Source organism: Liquorilactobacillus uvarum DSM 19971 (assembly GCF_001434935.1).
In the GTDB taxonomy this organism is placed as follows: domain Bacteria; phylum Bacillota; class Bacilli; order Lactobacillales; family Lactobacillaceae; genus Liquorilactobacillus; species Liquorilactobacillus uvarum.
This window is the reverse complement of the sequence record NZ_AZEG01000003.1, coordinates 37,618-53,187: the sequence shown is the minus strand read 5'-3', so window position 1 is coordinate 53,187 and position 15,570 is coordinate 37,618. Positions and strand designations below refer to the sequence as shown.

18 protein-coding genes and 1 other annotated feature are annotated in these 15,570 nt (G+C 37.2%); all 18 genes read right to left on the bottom strand.

What is annotated here, in order from left to right:
• Nucleotides 1-6 precede the first annotated feature (6 nt).
• The 18 genes from yqeK to FD20_RS02085 all read right to left on the bottom strand — a co-directional run bounded on the left by yqeK (nucleotide 7) and on the right by FD20_RS02085 (nucleotide 15,484).
• Entirely contained in the window at nucleotides 7-606 is a 600-nt protein-coding gene (yqeK, locus tag FD20_RS02165) for a bis(5'-nucleosyl)-tetraphosphatase (symmetrical) YqeK (RefSeq protein ID WP_057735945.1), read from the bottom strand.
• Nucleotides 599-1,195: a nicotinate-nucleotide adenylyltransferase gene (locus FD20_RS02160; RefSeq protein ID WP_057736058.1), complete on the bottom strand. Its 597-nt coding sequence runs from the start codon at nucleotides 1,193-1,195 to the stop codon at nucleotides 599-601. Before FD20_RS02160 ends, yqeK begins: the two co-directional genes overlap by 8 nt.
• Before the next feature lie 60 nt (nucleotides 1,196-1,255).
• Nucleotides 1,256-1,567, bottom strand: a complete 312-nt coding sequence (yhbY, locus tag FD20_RS02155; RefSeq protein ID WP_057735944.1) for a ribosome assembly RNA-binding protein YhbY — start codon at nucleotides 1,565-1,567, stop codon at nucleotides 1,256-1,258.
• Between the two features lie 15 nt (nucleotides 1,568-1,582).
• Nucleotides 1,583-2,701 carry a ribosome biogenesis GTPase YqeH gene (gene yqeH / locus FD20_RS02150; RefSeq protein WP_057735943.1) on the bottom strand — a complete coding sequence of 373 codons (1,119 nt, stop codon included), beginning with the start codon at nucleotides 2,699-2,701 and terminating at the stop codon, nucleotides 1,583-1,585.
• Nucleotides 2,694-3,227: a YqeG family HAD IIIA-type phosphatase gene (locus FD20_RS02145; protein WP_057735942.1), complete on the bottom strand. Its 534-nt coding sequence runs from the start codon at nucleotides 3,225-3,227 to the stop codon at nucleotides 2,694-2,696. The genes yqeH and FD20_RS02145 overlap by 8 nt, the downstream gene beginning before the upstream one ends.
• Nucleotides 3,228-3,386: 159 nt before the next feature.
• Nucleotides 3,387-3,746, bottom strand: coding sequence for a 50S ribosomal protein L20 (gene rplT / locus FD20_RS02140; protein ID WP_057735941.1), 360 nt, complete (start codon nucleotides 3,744-3,746; stop codon nucleotides 3,387-3,389).
• Between the two features lie 162 nt (nucleotides 3,747-3,908).
• Nucleotides 3,909-4,109 (bottom strand): 50S ribosomal protein L35, encoded by a 201-nt coding sequence (gene rpmI, locus FD20_RS02135; RefSeq protein WP_057735940.1) that lies wholly within the window; start codon nucleotides 4,107-4,109, stop codon nucleotides 3,909-3,911.
• Between the two features lie 29 nt (nucleotides 4,110-4,138).
• Nucleotides 4,139-4,639, bottom strand: a complete 501-nt coding sequence (gene infC, locus FD20_RS02130; protein WP_056967411.1) for a translation initiation factor IF-3 — start codon at nucleotides 4,637-4,639, stop codon at nucleotides 4,139-4,141.
• Between the two features lie 45 nt (nucleotides 4,640-4,684).
• Nucleotides 4,685-4,817, bottom strand: a sequence feature (ribosomal protein L20 leader region).
• 71 nt (nucleotides 4,818-4,888) lie between these two features.
• Nucleotides 4,889-6,841, bottom strand: coding sequence for a threonine--tRNA ligase (thrS, locus tag FD20_RS02125; protein ID WP_057735939.1), 1,953 nt, complete (start codon nucleotides 6,839-6,841; stop codon nucleotides 4,889-4,891).
• A 40-nt stretch (nucleotides 6,842-6,881) separates the two neighbouring features.
• The gene (locus FD20_RS13260; protein WP_157060823.1) at nucleotides 6,882-7,055 is read right to left on the bottom strand and encodes a hypothetical protein; all 174 of its coding nucleotides are present in this window, start codon (nucleotides 7,053-7,055) and stop codon (nucleotides 6,882-6,884) included.
• Between the two features lie 90 nt (nucleotides 7,056-7,145).
• The gene (gene dnaI / locus FD20_RS02120; RefSeq protein ID WP_057735938.1) at nucleotides 7,146-8,075 is read right to left on the bottom strand and encodes a primosomal protein DnaI; all 930 of its coding nucleotides are present in this window, start codon (nucleotides 8,073-8,075) and stop codon (nucleotides 7,146-7,148) included.
• Between the two features lie 24 nt (nucleotides 8,076-8,099).
• Nucleotides 8,100-9,482 carry a replication initiation and membrane attachment family protein gene (locus tag FD20_RS02115; RefSeq protein WP_057735937.1) on the bottom strand — a complete coding sequence of 461 codons (1,383 nt, stop codon included), beginning with the start codon at nucleotides 9,480-9,482 and terminating at the stop codon, nucleotides 8,100-8,102.
• 14 nt (nucleotides 9,483-9,496) lie between these two features.
• The gene (gene nrdR, locus FD20_RS02110; protein ID WP_057735936.1) at nucleotides 9,497-10,009 is read right to left on the bottom strand and encodes a transcriptional regulator NrdR; all 513 of its coding nucleotides are present in this window, start codon (nucleotides 10,007-10,009) and stop codon (nucleotides 9,497-9,499) included.
• A 39-nt stretch (nucleotides 10,010-10,048) separates the two neighbouring features.
• Nucleotides 10,049-10,648: a dephospho-CoA kinase gene (gene coaE / locus FD20_RS02105; protein WP_057735935.1), complete on the bottom strand. Its 600-nt coding sequence runs from the start codon at nucleotides 10,646-10,648 to the stop codon at nucleotides 10,049-10,051.
• Complete coding sequence (gene mutM, locus FD20_RS02100) at nucleotides 10,649-11,476, bottom strand: DNA-formamidopyrimidine glycosylase (protein WP_057735934.1); 828 nt, start codon at nucleotides 11,474-11,476, stop codon at nucleotides 10,649-10,651.
• Between the two features lie 14 nt (nucleotides 11,477-11,490).
• Nucleotides 11,491-14,157 (bottom strand): DNA polymerase I, encoded by a 2,667-nt coding sequence (gene polA, locus FD20_RS02095; RefSeq protein WP_057735933.1) that lies wholly within the window; start codon nucleotides 14,155-14,157, stop codon nucleotides 11,491-11,493.
• A 140-nt stretch (nucleotides 14,158-14,297) separates the two neighbouring features.
• Nucleotides 14,298-15,002: a Bax inhibitor-1/YccA family protein gene (locus tag FD20_RS02090; RefSeq protein WP_057735932.1), complete on the bottom strand. Its 705-nt coding sequence runs from the start codon at nucleotides 15,000-15,002 to the stop codon at nucleotides 14,298-14,300.
• Nucleotides 15,002-15,484 carry a MaoC/PaaZ C-terminal domain-containing protein gene (locus tag FD20_RS02085; RefSeq protein WP_057735931.1) on the bottom strand — a complete coding sequence of 161 codons (483 nt, stop codon included), beginning with the start codon at nucleotides 15,482-15,484 and terminating at the stop codon, nucleotides 15,002-15,004. Before FD20_RS02085 ends, FD20_RS02090 begins: the two co-directional genes overlap by 1 nt.
• Nucleotides 15,485-15,570 lie beyond the last annotated feature (86 nt).

Here is a 15,570-nt window from a genome sequence, read left to right as displayed (position 1 = left end):
TTCTCCTTAATTTACTGCGACTACCCAGCGATTATAAGTTTCAATAGCTACAGGATAAATCGTCTTGTTTGCAGCCAACAAATATTGCAGGGTATGTTTAGTTTCAAAAGCAACTGCCTGATCCAGATTGTTAAACGCAATCGTACGTGCAACATCTACATCAGGAAATACACGTCCCTTCTCAATAAAATCAGCAACATAAACTACTTTATCTAATTGAGTCATTACTGCAGAACCAACTGTGTGACGTCTGACAGCATTCAATATCTCTTCATCATCTATCTTAAGTTCATCTGCAATAATCTCAGCACCTACGACTCCGTGCCATATAAAATTATTCCATTTCAGTAAATCGGGATCTAAATGCTTTTTTTCAATTACTCTTTTGAATTCCTCAGTACTTCGTTCTTTAGCATAATCATGAACTAAACCTGAAATACTCGCCTTTTCAACATCAACATTATTTTCTTGTGCAAGTTGAACAGCTGCCTGTTCAACTCCTAAAATGTGCTGATAGCGTTTTGTACTTACACTCTGCTGAATTTTAGCACACAGCTCATCTCTGCTTCCAGCAAAATAATCTTTGCGATACTTCAAATCAAACACCGTAAAGTCCCCTTTCGTAAATGTATTTCTCAACAGCAGCAGGTACCAGATATTTGATTGAGCAATGCTGACTTAATTTTTGCCGAATTAAAGTTGAACTGATGTTGATCAAAGGGATATCAACCCATGTAATTGGATATGGGCTATTCTGGGGATAACCTTCCCGGGCAACCCCCACAAAATGTACCATTTTAACCAATTGGTCAATTTTATGCCACTTAGGCAGATAAGCAACCATATCTCCGCCAATGATAAAATATAATTCGTAATCTGGGTGACATTTTTTTAAAAATTTAACACTATCATAAGTATAGCTTATTCCTCCACGCTCTAGTTCGCATTCTTCCATCTGAAAAAGAGCATTTCCCTCTATACTTAATGCAACCATCCGCTCACGCTCAATTGCATCAATCGAACCCTTATGATCCACATGAGGCGGTTTAGCATCTGGCATAAAAAGTATACGTTCCAAACCCAGCTGATCGGCAACCTGCTCTGCAATAATTAAATGTCCCATGTGAGGTGGATTGAAGGTTCCCCCCAGAATCCCAATTCTTTTTTTATTTTCATTAAAATCAGTTTTTGACATGGTCAAGACTTGCGGGTCTTTCACCGTTTGCACAGTCACTTTTCACACCTCCGCATTTGCTTATAATTCCTTTAGCTTAATTGAGATATCGCGATTTTTTTCGCTGTCTGCCTGCCGGTAAAGAACCAAAATATGTCCTATTTCTTGAACAACTTGAAAATCTGTTTTTGTTTCTAGATACTCACGTACTTCACTAGTATCTGATGGAGCATTCTGTAAAAGATTGATCTTTATTAATTCGCGCTTGTTCAAAGCATTTTTGACTTCTTTAATCCAAACAGTATTCAAGCCTACTTTTCCAATTTGAAAAAGAGGCTTCATTGAATGAGCCTGAGTTCTTAAAAAACGTTTTTGTTTACCAGTTAATGACATGATTTCCTCCATAATTTAAATCATTGCTCTTCGTAACGTAACTGCAACTCCTTGGGGTGCCCATCCTGCAATAATCGTATCCGCATTAACAGTTATCCAGCCTAATCCTGAAAAAACAAGATCACTTTTTTGAGTTGCTTTAAATTCGAAACGGACAAGTTTGGGTAATTTCTCAATATTTTCAGCAATCGGCGGCTGCAATAATTCACCGGCATGTTTTTCATAAAAAGTGTCAGCATTACTTGTTTTCGTTCGATGGATCATCAAATTATTATCAACATATACCACGACACCCTTTTTTTCTCCGCCCAAATAGTCAAAACGAGCTAAAGCGCCTAGGAAAAGTGTCTGTCCTGATCCCAGTTGATAAACTTTAGGTTTGATTTCTTTTTGTGGTACAGCAATATTCAGCTCTTTGCCTGAAAGAAAATGCGCCATTTGCTGCTGATGAATGACTCCAGGAGTATCAATTAGAGAATGTTCATCATCTAGAGGGATCTCGATCTTATCAAGCGTTGTTCCAGGAAAACGAGAAGTTGTAATCAACTCGTCAATTCCAGTTTTTTGCTTGATAACCTGGTTGATAAGTGTTGACTTTCCAACATTGGTAACACCTACCACATAAACATCACGACCATTTCGGTGCTTGTCAATCAATCTTAATAAAGAATCTATCATGTGATTTTTTTTGGCACTTACCAATGCAACATCAATTGGTCGAAGACCTTGCATGTTGGCATTTTGCCTAATCCAATCCCGCAACTTGGATCTTTTTAGAGACTTTGGTAACAGATCCTCTTTATTACCAACAATTAAAATGGGATTATCACCTACAAAACGTTGAAGCCCCGGTATAATCGATCCACTAAAATCAAAAATATCAACAACATTAACTATTAACGAATCTGTTTCACCAATTTGTGTCAGGATTTTTAAAAAATCATCGTCTGTTAATGCCACATCGGACACTTCATTATAATGCCGCAGTCTAAAACAGCGTCTACAATACAGATCTTCATCTTCATCCCTTTTTTGAACTGCCGAAGCCGGAACATATCCAACTCCTTCAGGATTGGAGCTCTGAATCAATGCCCCACAACCAATACAATACAGTTCTTCGTTCTCTTTAGTCATCTAATGAATGCCCCCATGTTGATGAAATAACATTATTTTTTATTAAACTTTTTTTTATCATTTTTTCAAAAAAACGATTTATTTTAGTATTCCATGCGTCTGTTTCAATAATTGGTTTAACTAGGATACTTTTGATCCCAGCTGAGTTAGCAGCAGCAACATCTGTCATGAGTTGATCGCCTACTAAAACTAATTCACTATTTTTTAGTTTGAATTTTTGTTTTGCTTCATTTATTCCACGTGAAAAGGGTTTTAATGCTCGTGAAACAAAAGCAAGTTTTAGCGGTGATACAGCCTTAGCAACGCGTTTCTTACTATTATTAGACACGACAATCACTGGAATTGACTCTGCCTGCATTATCTCTAACCATTTTTTTAATTCAGGCGTTCCGCCAGGATTATTCCATGCAATCAGAGTGTTGTCTAAATCTGTTAAAATGACCTTGATTCCATTCTTTCTTAAATCACCTGGTGTCAAATCATAAATTGATTCAAGCATCCAGGTTGGCTTGAAACGTGTAAACATATAACACACTCCTACTTTTTCTTAACTTATTTATTATATGCTACTTTCATCAAGTTACGCAAAAATTATAATTGCTACTGTTTATACAACAAAATTACCTAGATATAACAAAAGTCTAGAACAAATTTGTCCTAGACTCTCTCTTCTTGCTTACGTTGATTATTTAGCTAAAGCTTTCTTTGCTTCTTCAACAATAGAAGTGAAAGCAGCACTGTCATTAATAGCCAAGTCTGCTAGCATTTTACGATTTACTTCAACTTCTGCTAGTTTCAAACCATGCATCAACTTGCTATAACTGATATCATTGTTGCGGGCAGCAGCATTGATACGAGCAATCCATAATTTACGGAAATTAGTCTTAGTCTTACGACGATCACGAAATGCATATTGGTAAGATTTCATAACTTGTTGCTTAGCAACTTTAAATTGGATATGCTTTGATCCACGATATCCCTTTGCTAATTTGATCATTTTTTTACGACGTTGGCGTGTAACTGTTCCACCTTTAACACGTGGCATGAAAATTCCTCCTTAAGTTAGTCTAAGGGTATCAATTGAAATATTATTCGCAATAAACGAATTTGCCCTTAGAACACATATCTCTTTTACAAGATATATTACTGGTCACATACGTGATCTTATTTTAATTTGTTAAACAATAAAAAACGAAAAATGCATTGATTACTTAACTTGTGAAAGCATTTGTTTGATTCGTTTCATATCAGAAGAAGACACCATCGATGCTTTACGCAATTGGCGACGTTGTTTCTTCGTTTTTCCGTGGAAACGATGACTAGTAAAAGCATTTGAACGCTTTAAACCACCATTTCCTGTTCTTTTGAAACGTTTTACTGAAGCGCGATGTGTTTTTTGTTTTGGCATAATACTTTCTTCCTCCTATGTTATAAAGCCTATTTTTCAGCTTTAGGCGCTAACATTAAAAACATGCTACGACCATCCATTTTAGCTCTTGATTCAACCGTTGCAATATCATTAGTTGCTTTTGAGAACCGATTTAAAACATCGTAACCAATCTCTTTATGCGTGATTGCACGACCCTTAAATCGAATAGATACCTTAACCTTGTCCCCTTTAGAAAGAAACTTACGTGCATTTTTCATTTTAGTATTGAAATCATTAGTATCAATTGTTGGACTTAACCGAACTTCTTTAACATTAATGACTTTTTGTTTCTTTCTTGCTTCGCGCTGCTTTTTCTGCAACTCGAAACGATATTTCCCATAATCCATGACTCTGGCAACTGGCGGTTTTGCTTTCGGTGCAACTAAAACTAGATCCAAATTTGACTGTTCAGCTAAGCGCAAAGCTTCCTGCTTGGACTTAACACCAAGCTGAGAGCCATCACTAGCAATCAGACGCACTTCACGTGCTCGAATACCTTCATTTACCATTTTATCAACTGCTATGGTGTTTCACCTCCAAATATAATCAGAGAAAATGCAGAAAAAACGGGAAACTTATTGCTAAGCCTCCCGCTTTCTTCACTTCGTTCAATCCGAAACCTATTATATAAGTGCCCGGGAACTAAAATGTTCGCAAGGCGAGAAGCGGGTGCTTCTGCTTTTTTCTCAACTTTTATTATATTACCACCAAAGGTTACACAAAGTCAAGTTTATAATTCAAAACTATTCATTTAAATTTTATTTTACTTCCCGGCTATAGCTTGATATATCAGCAAGAATTTCATTCACAAAGTCCTCGATCTTTACTTCCTTACTATTATCTTGCCCATAACGGCGAACAGAAACGCCCTTTTCGGCTACTTCTTTATCGCCAACTACCAAAATATAAGGAATTTTGTTAACTTGTGCTTGCCTTACTTTATAACCCATCTTTTCATTTCTCTCATCAATGTTAACTCTGACACCATTTGCAACTAGACGATCACGTAACTGTTCGCAATAGCCCAAATGCAGATCATTCTTGACAGGAATAACTGTAACTTGCTGCGGAGCCAACCAAGTTGGAAATGCACCTTTGTACATTTCTGTTAAGTACGCTGTAAAGCGTTCCATCGTTGAGACAATCCCCCGATGAATCATAACTGGTCGATGCTCTTCTCCATCAGCACCAATATAATGTAAATCAAATTTTTCAGGCAATAAGAAATCTAATTGAATAGTTGAAAGAGTTTCTTCTCCGCCAAGTGCAGTTTTGGTCTGAACATCCAACTTAGGACCATAGAAAGCAGCTTCTCCTTCAGCTTCATAGTAATCTAGTCCAAGATCATCCATTGCAGCTTTCAACATTTTTTGGGACTTTTCCCACATTTCATCATCATCAAAATACTTATGAGTATTCTTTGGATCACGATAGCTAAGCCTGAAACGATAATCAGTGATATCAAAATCACTGTACACTGAGACCATCAATTGAAGCGTTTGTTTGAATTCCTCTTCAATTTGGTCTGGTGTAACAAAAGTGTGTCCATCATTTAAAGTCATTTCACGCACACGAGACAATCCTGTCAAAGCACCAGATTTTTCATAACGATGCATCATACCTAATTCTGCAATTCGAAGTGGAAGATCACGATATGATCGGATATGCCGATTATATATCTGAATATGTGATGGACAATTCATCGGGCGTAATTCAAGCATTTCCCCATCCCCCATGTCCATTGGTGGAAACATATCCTCACGATAATGATCCCAATGTCCAGACTGCTTATATAAATCTAGATTTGCAAGAATCGGTGTGTAGACATGTTCATATCCGCGTGAAACCTCCTTGTCGATAATATATCGCTCAATTGTTCTTCTGATCGTAGCTCCCTTGGGCATCCAGTAAGGCAGGCCAGCACCGACCTTAGGATCAACAAAAAACAAATCCAAATCATTGCCAATAACACGGTGATCACGTTCACGTGCTTCTTGACGACGTTTCAATTCTGCTTCCAAGTCCTTTTGCTTGAAGAAAGAAGTACCGTAAACACGCTGAAGCATTGGATTGCTTGAAACACCTTTCCAATAAGCACCAGCAACGGAAAGTAATTGAAAGATCTTAACCCCTTTTGTGGCAGCTAATTTTGCACCACTTGAAACATCAACAAAGTTTCCAAGTACATGTACGGCTACCTGACCATTATTTTCCGCCGCTATTTTTTTAACCAACTCCATGCGATAAGGATCGCCATCAATTGCCTTCAGAGCTTCCTGCTCACTAAGAACCTTATATTCAATTGTCATATTTGCTTTCACAAATTCTTTCATTTTTTGTGAAATTTTTTCAAATTCTGTTTCAGCTACCTGACCATCAACATTATCTGTATCAAAGTAAAAACCATGTTCTGTTGTTTTTCCTTCGCCAAAATGCATTTTAGGATACAATTCAGATAATGCACTCGCTAATAGAATAGCACCCGTTTGCCACAAAACCTGTAGTCCTTCTGGAGAATCTTTAGTAATAATTTTTAGTGTCCCATCTTCAACCAAACCTTGCTGATAATCAATCAACTGATCATTAAAATTTCCTGCAACAGCCTTTTTTGCAAGACTCGTACTGATAGTTTTAGCAATTGCCTCAGTCGTAATTCCTTTGTCAAATTCTTTGATTGCTCCATCTGGAAATGTAACTTTAATTTTTACCACAATTCATTCCTCCAAATTTAATAAGATAATAAAAACGCCTCTAATATGCCTCACGCATATTAGGGACGTTTTTAACGCGGTTCCACCCAAATTCAAGATTACAGTAAGCTCGCAATCTCCTCAAATACGTTGCTAACGGACGCAGTCCGACCTGAATTTTCATCAGATAAAAAATAGAAGTGGTAAGCTTACCGCTCGGGTGGTTTTCAGTCAAGACCACCCATCCCTGAATTCATAAACCGTTTATCTTCTACATCAACTACCTAATATTAAACCACTAATAAGCTTGACGTTCAAGTCAAAATTATTTTTTAAATTGACGACGATTTCGACCAACAATTCTGAATTCCTCAGCTAAAAATCTGATTCGTTCCATAATGCGTTTTGCTTTGAGTGGTTCTGCTTCGCCCCGATTGTTCGTTGTCAAGTATTGCTTTTCAAGCTGAACCATATCTAAATTAGAACTAAAAAAAGTTGGCAGCTCTTCTTGCATCCGATACTGAAGGATAACTCCTAAAATATCATCCCTGATCCAACTTGACAGTTGATCAGCACCAATGTCATCTAACATCAAAACTGGTGTTCTTTTGACCTCGTCAACCATTTTCATTGTTCCGTTATTTCCAATTGAATTCTTCATTTCAACGGCAAAACTAGGGAAATGCAGCAGAGTAGAAGCCACTCCTTCTTCAGCTAAACCATTCGCGATTGCACCCAAAAGATAAGTTTTTCCTACTCCAAAACTCCCTTGCAGGTACATTGCACGGTGAAATTTTTTAGGAGAACTCGTATATTCTTCAATGAAACGACCAGCAGCTTCAGCGGCTAGCTCACGCCCTTCAAGATCATAATCAGCTAACTCTGCATCGCGGATATTTTTAGGCATATTGATTGAACGAACACGGTTATGAACGGCTTGTCGTTTTTTTTGTACCATCAGCGCTTCGCTAGGAACATAGGTGACATCTATTAGATGGTTGTTGAGAGTCAATTGCGGATCATACCCAGGTGCAAGCGTTTCTTCTCCACGCTTTATTTTATTTTTTACACTGACGAATTCATATACTTTACTAGCGCTCTTTGCAATATCTTCCTGTGTGAGTTCAGTTTGATTATTCCGAATGAAGGCTCTGACTTCTTTATCTTCAAATGCATCGCGAATCAATTGTTGATAGTTTTTAGTCCAATTACGTTTTTTTAACTGTTCAGCTAATTGTTCACCAACATCTTTCATTTCGTCATCTCCCCAGCACCAATTTTACTTTTTTTTGCGAAAACGGCTTAGCTTTTCCTTAATTTTTTTTCGCTCTGCCTCACTTACAGTTGAAACAGTCTTAGGTTTGTACCCATCCTGCGCCCAATCAGGCAATTTCTCTTTTTGAATGACCTTAGAACGCCTGTTTTGCTTTGAGTAGCCTGCAGATGAATAATTATTTTGCTTTTTTTGTGAACTGAATGTTCGAACTTGCTTCATTGCTTCCTTGGGATCTTTAATTTTTTTCTGAGCCCAATCTGCAATGACTGCTTCAAAAAAAGCTCGGTTCAAGACGGACATTCCACGATCAACTATCATGTAATGAATTAAAATATTGATAACTGCATTATTAAATAATTGTTTTGCTGATACCCATTCAAGTGTGTTTCTTTCCGCAGTCGTAACAAAAGTTCCCTTTTCAGATTTCAGAACCTGCAAAAATTCCGCAGGAGCATAAGCATGACATGCATTCAATAATGCTCGATCTGATCTATTCAAATCACTATTTTTTTCAGAAACTACATTCACAGTGGGAACATCCGTGTTAACTTTAGATGAATTTGTTCGTAAAGATTCTCGTTCACTATATTTTTTGTGCAGTAGTGACATAAAAACTCTAAAATCAACCTCATTCGTCTGCACATTAGCTGCCTCTTCTAAAAGTTGCATTACTTCAAGTTCATCAAGTCCATAAACCGCATGCGCCACCATAACTTTTTCTTTTTGCTTTATAACCTGTTCAGCATCAACAAAAGATTTAACTAGCATTTTCTGCAAAAAATCCATGTCAAATTGGCTATTGTCTTCATCCAAAACAATTCCCTTGGAAACTTCTTCCGGACGCTCTTGCGCAGCATTAGCAGCATTGTATAAAGCTTGTGTCTGTAGTGAAAAAACATCCAGAAAATGTTTTGTTGTTTCATGTGCCTTGCTATCCACAAATTTTTTAGGGATAAAAAGCGATTGTAATTCATTAAAACAATCTTCCCCAACTGTTTCTAAAAGCAGAGCACGCAATAAATCATCCTTAAAAAAGGCAGCTGGTTTCTGGGGTACTTGGATAACATATAGGTCCATCTTTCCAAGTTCATCTTTTCTTTCAAACGTTCGCAACAGCCCCAAAGCTTCGAGTTTGCAACGCGCCTCAAAAAAAGATCGTAAACCAATCCCTAACAGATCAAACAATTTAGTGTGCATTTTTCGAACAGAAAGTTGCGGTTTCATTTCAATTTGTGTGCGAAACAATGAGTACAGTCCAAATGCAGTTACACCCATCAACGGTTGGTAAAGGCGCAATATAACATCCATATCACTATCAAATATTACATCATTTGAAACAACTAGATAGCCATCTTTAGGAGACAGCTCCTGCCAACCTGCGTCCATGACAAACACATCCTTTACTTCTTCTTGTCATCTGCTGTTCGTTCCTTACTATCCTCGTTATTTTTGCTTTTTTTATCACGTGCCATCATTTCCTGCAGTTCCTTTAAGAAAACACTCATATCCTTAAACTGACGATAAACACTTGCAAAACGAATATATGATATTTCGTCAACATCTGCCAGCAAACCCATTACATACTCGCCAACTAATTGACTAGAAACTTCATTTTCGCCAAGAGAACGTACTTTATTTTCAACTTCATCAACAATCCGTGTGATTTCGTCCATCCCGACCGGCCTTTTTTCCGCCGACCTAATCACCCCACGAAGTATTTTTTCCCGATTAAATTCTTCACGTGTACCATTTTTTTTGATAACCAATAGCGGTGTGGCTTCAACTCTTTCAAAAGTTGTGAATCTAAATCCACAAGCTTCACACTCACGGCGGCGTCTAATTACGTGACCGTCGTCCGCTGGTCTGCTGTCGACAACACGTGAACCATTATGATGGCAATGGGGACATCTCATATCCTTCACCTCATTAAAAAGAATTATTTCTTTCTTGTGCTATGCAAACTTATTCATTATAAGCCATTCTATCACTTGCGTTAAGGTTTCTTCAACTTGTTTAGAATTATCAATGACAATATCTGCACGTCTATTTCGTTCATCTTGGCTCATTTGTGTCTTAATTCTTTTTTGAGCCTCACCCTTCTTCAAGTTGTTTCGTTTCATCAAACGCTCTAATTGAACTTCATGAGGGATCGAAACTGTCATAACACTATCGCAATATTTTTCATAATGTCCTTCAAAAAGAAGAGGGATCTCCAAAACAAGCAATCTTATTTTTAACTGTCTTGCCTCTTCAATTTGCTCTTCAACTCTTTGTCTAATGAGTGGACCAGTTATTTCATTTAATCTCTTCAGCTGTTTTTTATCTGCAAAAACAATCTTACCTAGACGAGCTCTATTCAATGTACCATCTTTCTTGATGATTTTAGTTCCAAAGGCCTCTTTCAGTTTCCTTAAACCTATCTTTCCAGGTTCAACAACTTGCCTAGCGATAATATCACCATCAATCACAAAAGCACCTTTTTTCTTCAAAAACGCACTAACAGTCGATTTTCCGCTTGCGATTCCTCCAGTTAAGCCTAAAATGTACATCATTTATTTAACCTTCTGACAAACCGGACAGAAATGCGTTCCACGTTGACCTACAACAATTTTTTCTATTGAGGCTCCACAGCGTTCACAGGGTTTTCCCTTTTTTCCATACACATGCAGATCAAATTGGAACGATCCTAAATGCTGGAAAGCATCTGTATATGTTCTGATCGTTGTTCCTCCAGCTTTCGTTGCTTTTGCAAGTTCCATTATAATATAATCATGCAGTTGCACAGCTTCTTCTTTATCTAAATGACACGCTGGCGTCTCTGGGTGAATGTGGCTTAGCCATAAGACCTCATCAGCATAAATATTTCCCAAACCTGCCACTAACGTCTGATCAAGAAGTGCTGTTTTGATAGCTTTTTTCTTTTTATTCAAATGCTGATAAAAAGCAACTGCATCAAAAGAAGCACTTGTTGGTTCTGGGCCCAATTTCTTTATTCCCGGAACTTCATACTTATGAGATGTTGGAACCAATTCCATTCGTCCAAATTTTCTTACGTCATTGTACCGCAACTGACGTCCACCCTGCAGTGAAAAAACAATATGCGTATGTTTTTCTAGCGGATCACTGCTCAATTTTACAAAATACTTTCCCTCCATCCTAAGATGAGAAATTAGGGAAAGTTCTCCACTAAGATTAAAAATCAAATACTTACCTCGCCTGTCAATAGAGAGAATTCTACGTTCTTTCAAAAGACAACAAAATTTCTTTGGATCACCATTAATTATTTTAGGATACAAAGCTTCAACATGTTCGATTGTAGCTCCCAAAACCATTTTTTCTAACCCGCGTCGAACTGTTTCAACTTCTGGCAATTCTGGCATCTGTTACACTTCCCTTATTTTGCATCAAACCATGTTTTTCCATATGAGCTCTCAACTTTAAGCGGTATATCAAGCGACACCGCTGCGTCCATTACTTTAGGAACAAACTTTTCCAAGACAGTTATTTCTTCATTTGGAGCCTCGAAAATAAGTTCGTCATGTACTTGCAACAACATTTTTGCTTTTAGCTTTTTTTCTTTCAGCATTTTCTGCATATTGATCATTGCAACTTTAATAATGTCTGCCGCGCTTCCTTGGATAGGAGTATTCATTGCTGTTCTTTCCGCAAAAGAACGTATATTGTAATTACGACTGCTAATGTCGGGCAAATACCGCCGACGTTTAAACAATGTCTCAACATATCCTTTCTCACGCGCACTTGAAACAATTCGTTCCATATATTCCTTAACTCCAGGAAATACCTGAAAATATTTTTCAATGAATTCTTTGGCCTGTTTGCGAGTAATACCAATATTTTGTGCTAATCCATAGTCACTTATTCCATAGACAATTCCGAAATTGACAGCCTTAGCCTGACGGCGCATATTACTTGTCACCTCGGTAGGCGAGTCAAGTTCGAAAATATTCATAGCTGTATTGGCGTGAATGTCCTGTCCTTCCGAAAAAGCAGCTCGCATGTTGGCATCACGTGAGATATGTGCCAATACCCGCAATTCAATTTGAGAATAATCAGATGAAAATATTTGCCATTCTTTTTCTTGCGGTATGAATGCTTGTCTAATCTTCTTACCTTCAGCCAAACGAATTGGAATATTTTGCAAATTAGGATCTACAGAAGAAAGACGTCCTGTTGAAGTCAACGTCTGCGTGTAGCGTGTGTGCACCTTACTGTCTTTTTTAAAAGTCACCTTCAGTAAACCTTCGACATATGTTGATTGTATTTTTGCGATTTGTCGATACTTTAAAATATTATCAATAATGGGAGCCATTCCGCGCAATTTTTCTAAAACACTAACTGCCGTTGAATACCCAGTTTTTGTCTTTTTTATTACTGGAAGTTTCATTTTTTCAAACAAAATAACACCTAATTGTTTGGGCGAATTAAGATTAAATTTCTCACCTGCTTCTTGATAGATAGTCTCTTTAATTTCACTGATTCTTTCTTTGAATTCGCTCCCCATCTCTTCTAGTCTTCTAGTATCAACTGTTATGCCATCTATTTCCATTTCGGCCAAAACAATTGACAAGGGACGTTCAATATTGTAGTAAAGTTCTTCTTGATGATTATCAGACAACTTTTTCATCATTGAATTTCTTAATTTCTTGATTGTTCGGGCCTTGTTGCACAAATGTCCATAATATTCGGTATCATTCTCAGGAATCTTAAGCTTGGATCCTTTTCCGTATACTTGCTCGTCTTCGAGTACTTGAGTATAGTTGTGCAATTGAGCTAGTTTTCCCAGATCATTACTGTTATCACTTGTATCAAGCAGATACGAAACAAGTAGCAAATCAAATCTTACAGCTGTCAGATGTATCCCCAAGCGGTCAAGACCCACAAAAGTTCTCTTTCCATCAAATACATCAACAGCAATATTCTCATCCTCTAAAAGTTTTCGCAGTTTTAAATGTTTTAATAGTTTTGTATCTCTGGCAACATAATACTTGGCTCCAATATTTAAGACAAAACCAACAAGTGGTGCTGTATGATAATTTTCGCCCAGCATTTCTAAATAAAAAGAGATTTCCTTGTTCCCGCTGAAATCAATTTGATCCAATTTTTCCTGTGATAATACATCAAAATTAATATTTTGAATGACCTTTTGAGAAGGCTCATCATCCATTTTCATTTTTTCTAAAAATCGTTTAAAATCCATTTCATGAAAAAAATCAACGAGCGCCTTCTCGTCTATTCCTGTCCACTCAATATCGTCAAGGGTCACCTTAAGCGGAATATCACATCTAATACGCGCAAGATCTTTGCACATAAATGCTTTTTCTTTGTCTTCAACCAAATGTTCTTTCATCTTGGATTTTTTCAAAGCATCAATATTCTCATAAATACCCTCAATTGATTCGAACTGCTTTATCAGTTTAACGGCTGTTTTCTCACCAACTTTGGCAACACCGGGATAATTATCTGAACTGTCTCCAACCAACCCTTTCATATCTATAATTTGTGCTGGCGTCAGCCCATATTTTTCTTTAACATGCTCAGGGGTATAATTCTCGACTTCAGTTACCCCCTTTTGAGTTACAGCAACCGTTGTTTTTTTAGTGGCAAGTTGTGTCAAATCACGGTCTCCAGTGACAATTGTTGTTTCAAAGCCCTGTGTCTCACCTTGATAAGCAAGTGTTCCAATGATATCATCTGCTTCATAATTCTTAAGCTCGTAATGTTTCATGCCATATGCTTCCAACATTTTTTTTACATATGGAAACTGTTCAGAAAGTTCAGTCGGCGTTTTTGCACGTCCACCTTTGTAATCAGAATATTTAGTATTACGGAATGTTTTTTTGCCAGCATCAAAAGCCACCAAAATATGTGTTGGTTCAACATTCTCAATAATGTTGTCTAACATAGTTTTGAATCCATAAATAGCATTCGTATGCAAACCATCATGATTAACGAAACGCTCTAATGATTGATGCAGGGCAAAGAAGGCTCTGAAAGCCACACTATTTCCATCAATTAATAACAATCGTTTTTTTTCTTCCACTGTTCCTAAACTCCTTTATAAACCATTCTAATTACCACCAATTGACTATTACGATAACATCATCTATCATCTTTTTTTCAAATAAATAAGGCTAGGGCAAAATACTAATACGCCCTAGCCTCCTTAGCTGATTTAAAAAACTAATTTTTACTACTAAATCCTGTGAAAATATTCAGCAAACTGATAAATAAGTTAACAAAATCAAGATAAAGCTGCAAAGCACCCATAAGTGCCAAACTATTAACATTGACTTGACCAGCCGTCTGATGGTAAAGAAGTTTAAACTTCTGTGCATCCCAAGCGATTAAAGCCGTAAAAATAATAACCCCCACAAAGGAAAACACAAATGCAATCATAGTGCTTTGAAGAAAGATATTAATAATTGAAACAACAATCAACCCAATCAAAGCAGCTAAAGCTTGTGTTCCAATACGCGATAAATCACGCTTTGTAGTCGTTCCAAGAATGGCCAAAACAACGAAAACCGCTGCAGCAGACACAAATGCCATCGTTACATCCTGCGAAGTGTACGCTGTTAATATTATTCCAAAAAATAAACCTTCAATTACTGCAAATAGTACTAGTCCCGCACCACTTACAATTGGAGAACGATCGGCCTTAAATGACATTCCAATTGCGATTCCAAATTGAGCAGCAAACAAGACCCACATCATATATCGATTTTCTGCCATAAAGCTCACTGTTTGCTGATAATAAACATTCGATATGAGATACGCCACAACCGCAGATATTCCAACGGCTCCAGCCATAAAACTATACATTCTTGCCAAAAAGCTGTTTAAGCCTTCACGACTTTCATTTACTACTTGTTGTCCATTATTCATTAAGCATTCACCTCTTCAATATTTACGCCCTTAATCGAATTTAATCTTTTTTTGGGAGGCTTCACCATCACTATAGCATCAACAATACGCTCATCTTCATTTTTAGTCCCTGTAATAGAAAGAGTAACTACTTCTTTCATGGTGTCAACTTTAATAACTTCAAAATTAAGAGTTACATTTTCGTCATGATACACAGGTAACATAAAATTAACAGACAAATTAACAACCTCGCTTCCAGGCCCTGGCAGAAGCTTTGAAATCGAACTGGTAATTATACCAGTTAGTAAAACCGGAGGTACAACAGGTCCTTCGTAGCCTGTTTCTTTTGCATATTGATGTTGAATATACAAAGGATTGTTGTCATTTGTCATCCCTAGATAAAGTAATACATCTCGATCTGAAAGGCTCTCATTGACAGTAAGAGAATCACCCTCCACTATTTCATCAATTGTTTTACCCTTCCTATGCGTATCTTCTGACATAGATTGCGCCACCTCCATATAGTCTTAACTATATATTAGCATATCAATTTGCTCCACTCAATGTATATGTGCATACGGCAAATAAA

Excerpts from the sequence above, each read along its gene's own strand:
- FD20_RS02160 (WP_057736058.1), bottom strand. The coding sequence starts at position 1,195 with ATGTCAAAAACTGATTTTAATGAAAATAAAAAAAGAATTGGGATTCTG.
- yhbY (WP_057735944.1), bottom strand. The coding sequence starts at position 1,567 with ATGTCATTAACTGGTAAACAAAAACGTTTTTTAAGAACTCAGGCTCAT.
- yqeH (WP_057735943.1), bottom strand. The coding sequence starts at position 2,701 with ATGACTAAAGAGAACGAAGAACTGTATTGTATTGGTTGTGGGGCATTG.
- FD20_RS02145 (WP_057735942.1), bottom strand. The coding sequence starts at position 3,227 with ATGTTTACACGTTTCAAGCCAACCTGGATGCTTGAATCAATTTATGAT.
- rplT (WP_057735941.1), bottom strand. The coding sequence starts at position 3,746 with ATGCCACGTGTTAAAGGTGGAACAGTTACACGCCAACGTCGTAAAAAA.
- rpmI (WP_057735940.1), bottom strand. The coding sequence starts at position 4,109 with ATGCCAAAACAAAAAACACATCGCGCTTCAGTAAAACGTTTCAAAAGA.
- infC (WP_056967411.1), bottom strand. The coding sequence starts at position 4,639 with ATGGTAAATGAAGGTATTCGAGCACGTGAAGTGCGTCTGATTGCTAGT.
- dnaI (WP_057735938.1), bottom strand. The coding sequence starts at position 8,075 with ATGAAAGATGTTGGTGAACAATTAGCTGAACAGTTAAAAAAACGTAAT.
- FD20_RS02115 (WP_057735937.1), bottom strand. The coding sequence starts at position 9,482 with ATGGACGCAGGTTGGCAGGAGCTGTCTCCTAAAGATGGCTATCTAGTT.
- nrdR (WP_057735936.1), bottom strand. The coding sequence starts at position 10,009 with ATGAGATGTCCCCATTGCCATCATAATGGTTCACGTGTTGTCGACAGC.
- coaE (WP_057735935.1), bottom strand. The coding sequence starts at position 10,648 with ATGATGTACATTTTAGGCTTAACTGGAGGAATCGCAAGCGGAAAATCG.
- mutM (WP_057735934.1), bottom strand. The coding sequence starts at position 11,476 with ATGCCAGAATTGCCAGAAGTTGAAACAGTTCGACGCGGGTTAGAAAAA.
- FD20_RS02090 (WP_057735932.1), bottom strand. The coding sequence starts at position 15,002 with ATGAATAATGGACAACAAGTAGTAAATGAAAGTCGTGAAGGCTTAAAC.
- FD20_RS02085 (WP_057735931.1), bottom strand. The coding sequence starts at position 15,484 with ATGTCAGAAGATACGCATAGGAAGGGTAAAACAATTGATGAAATAGTG.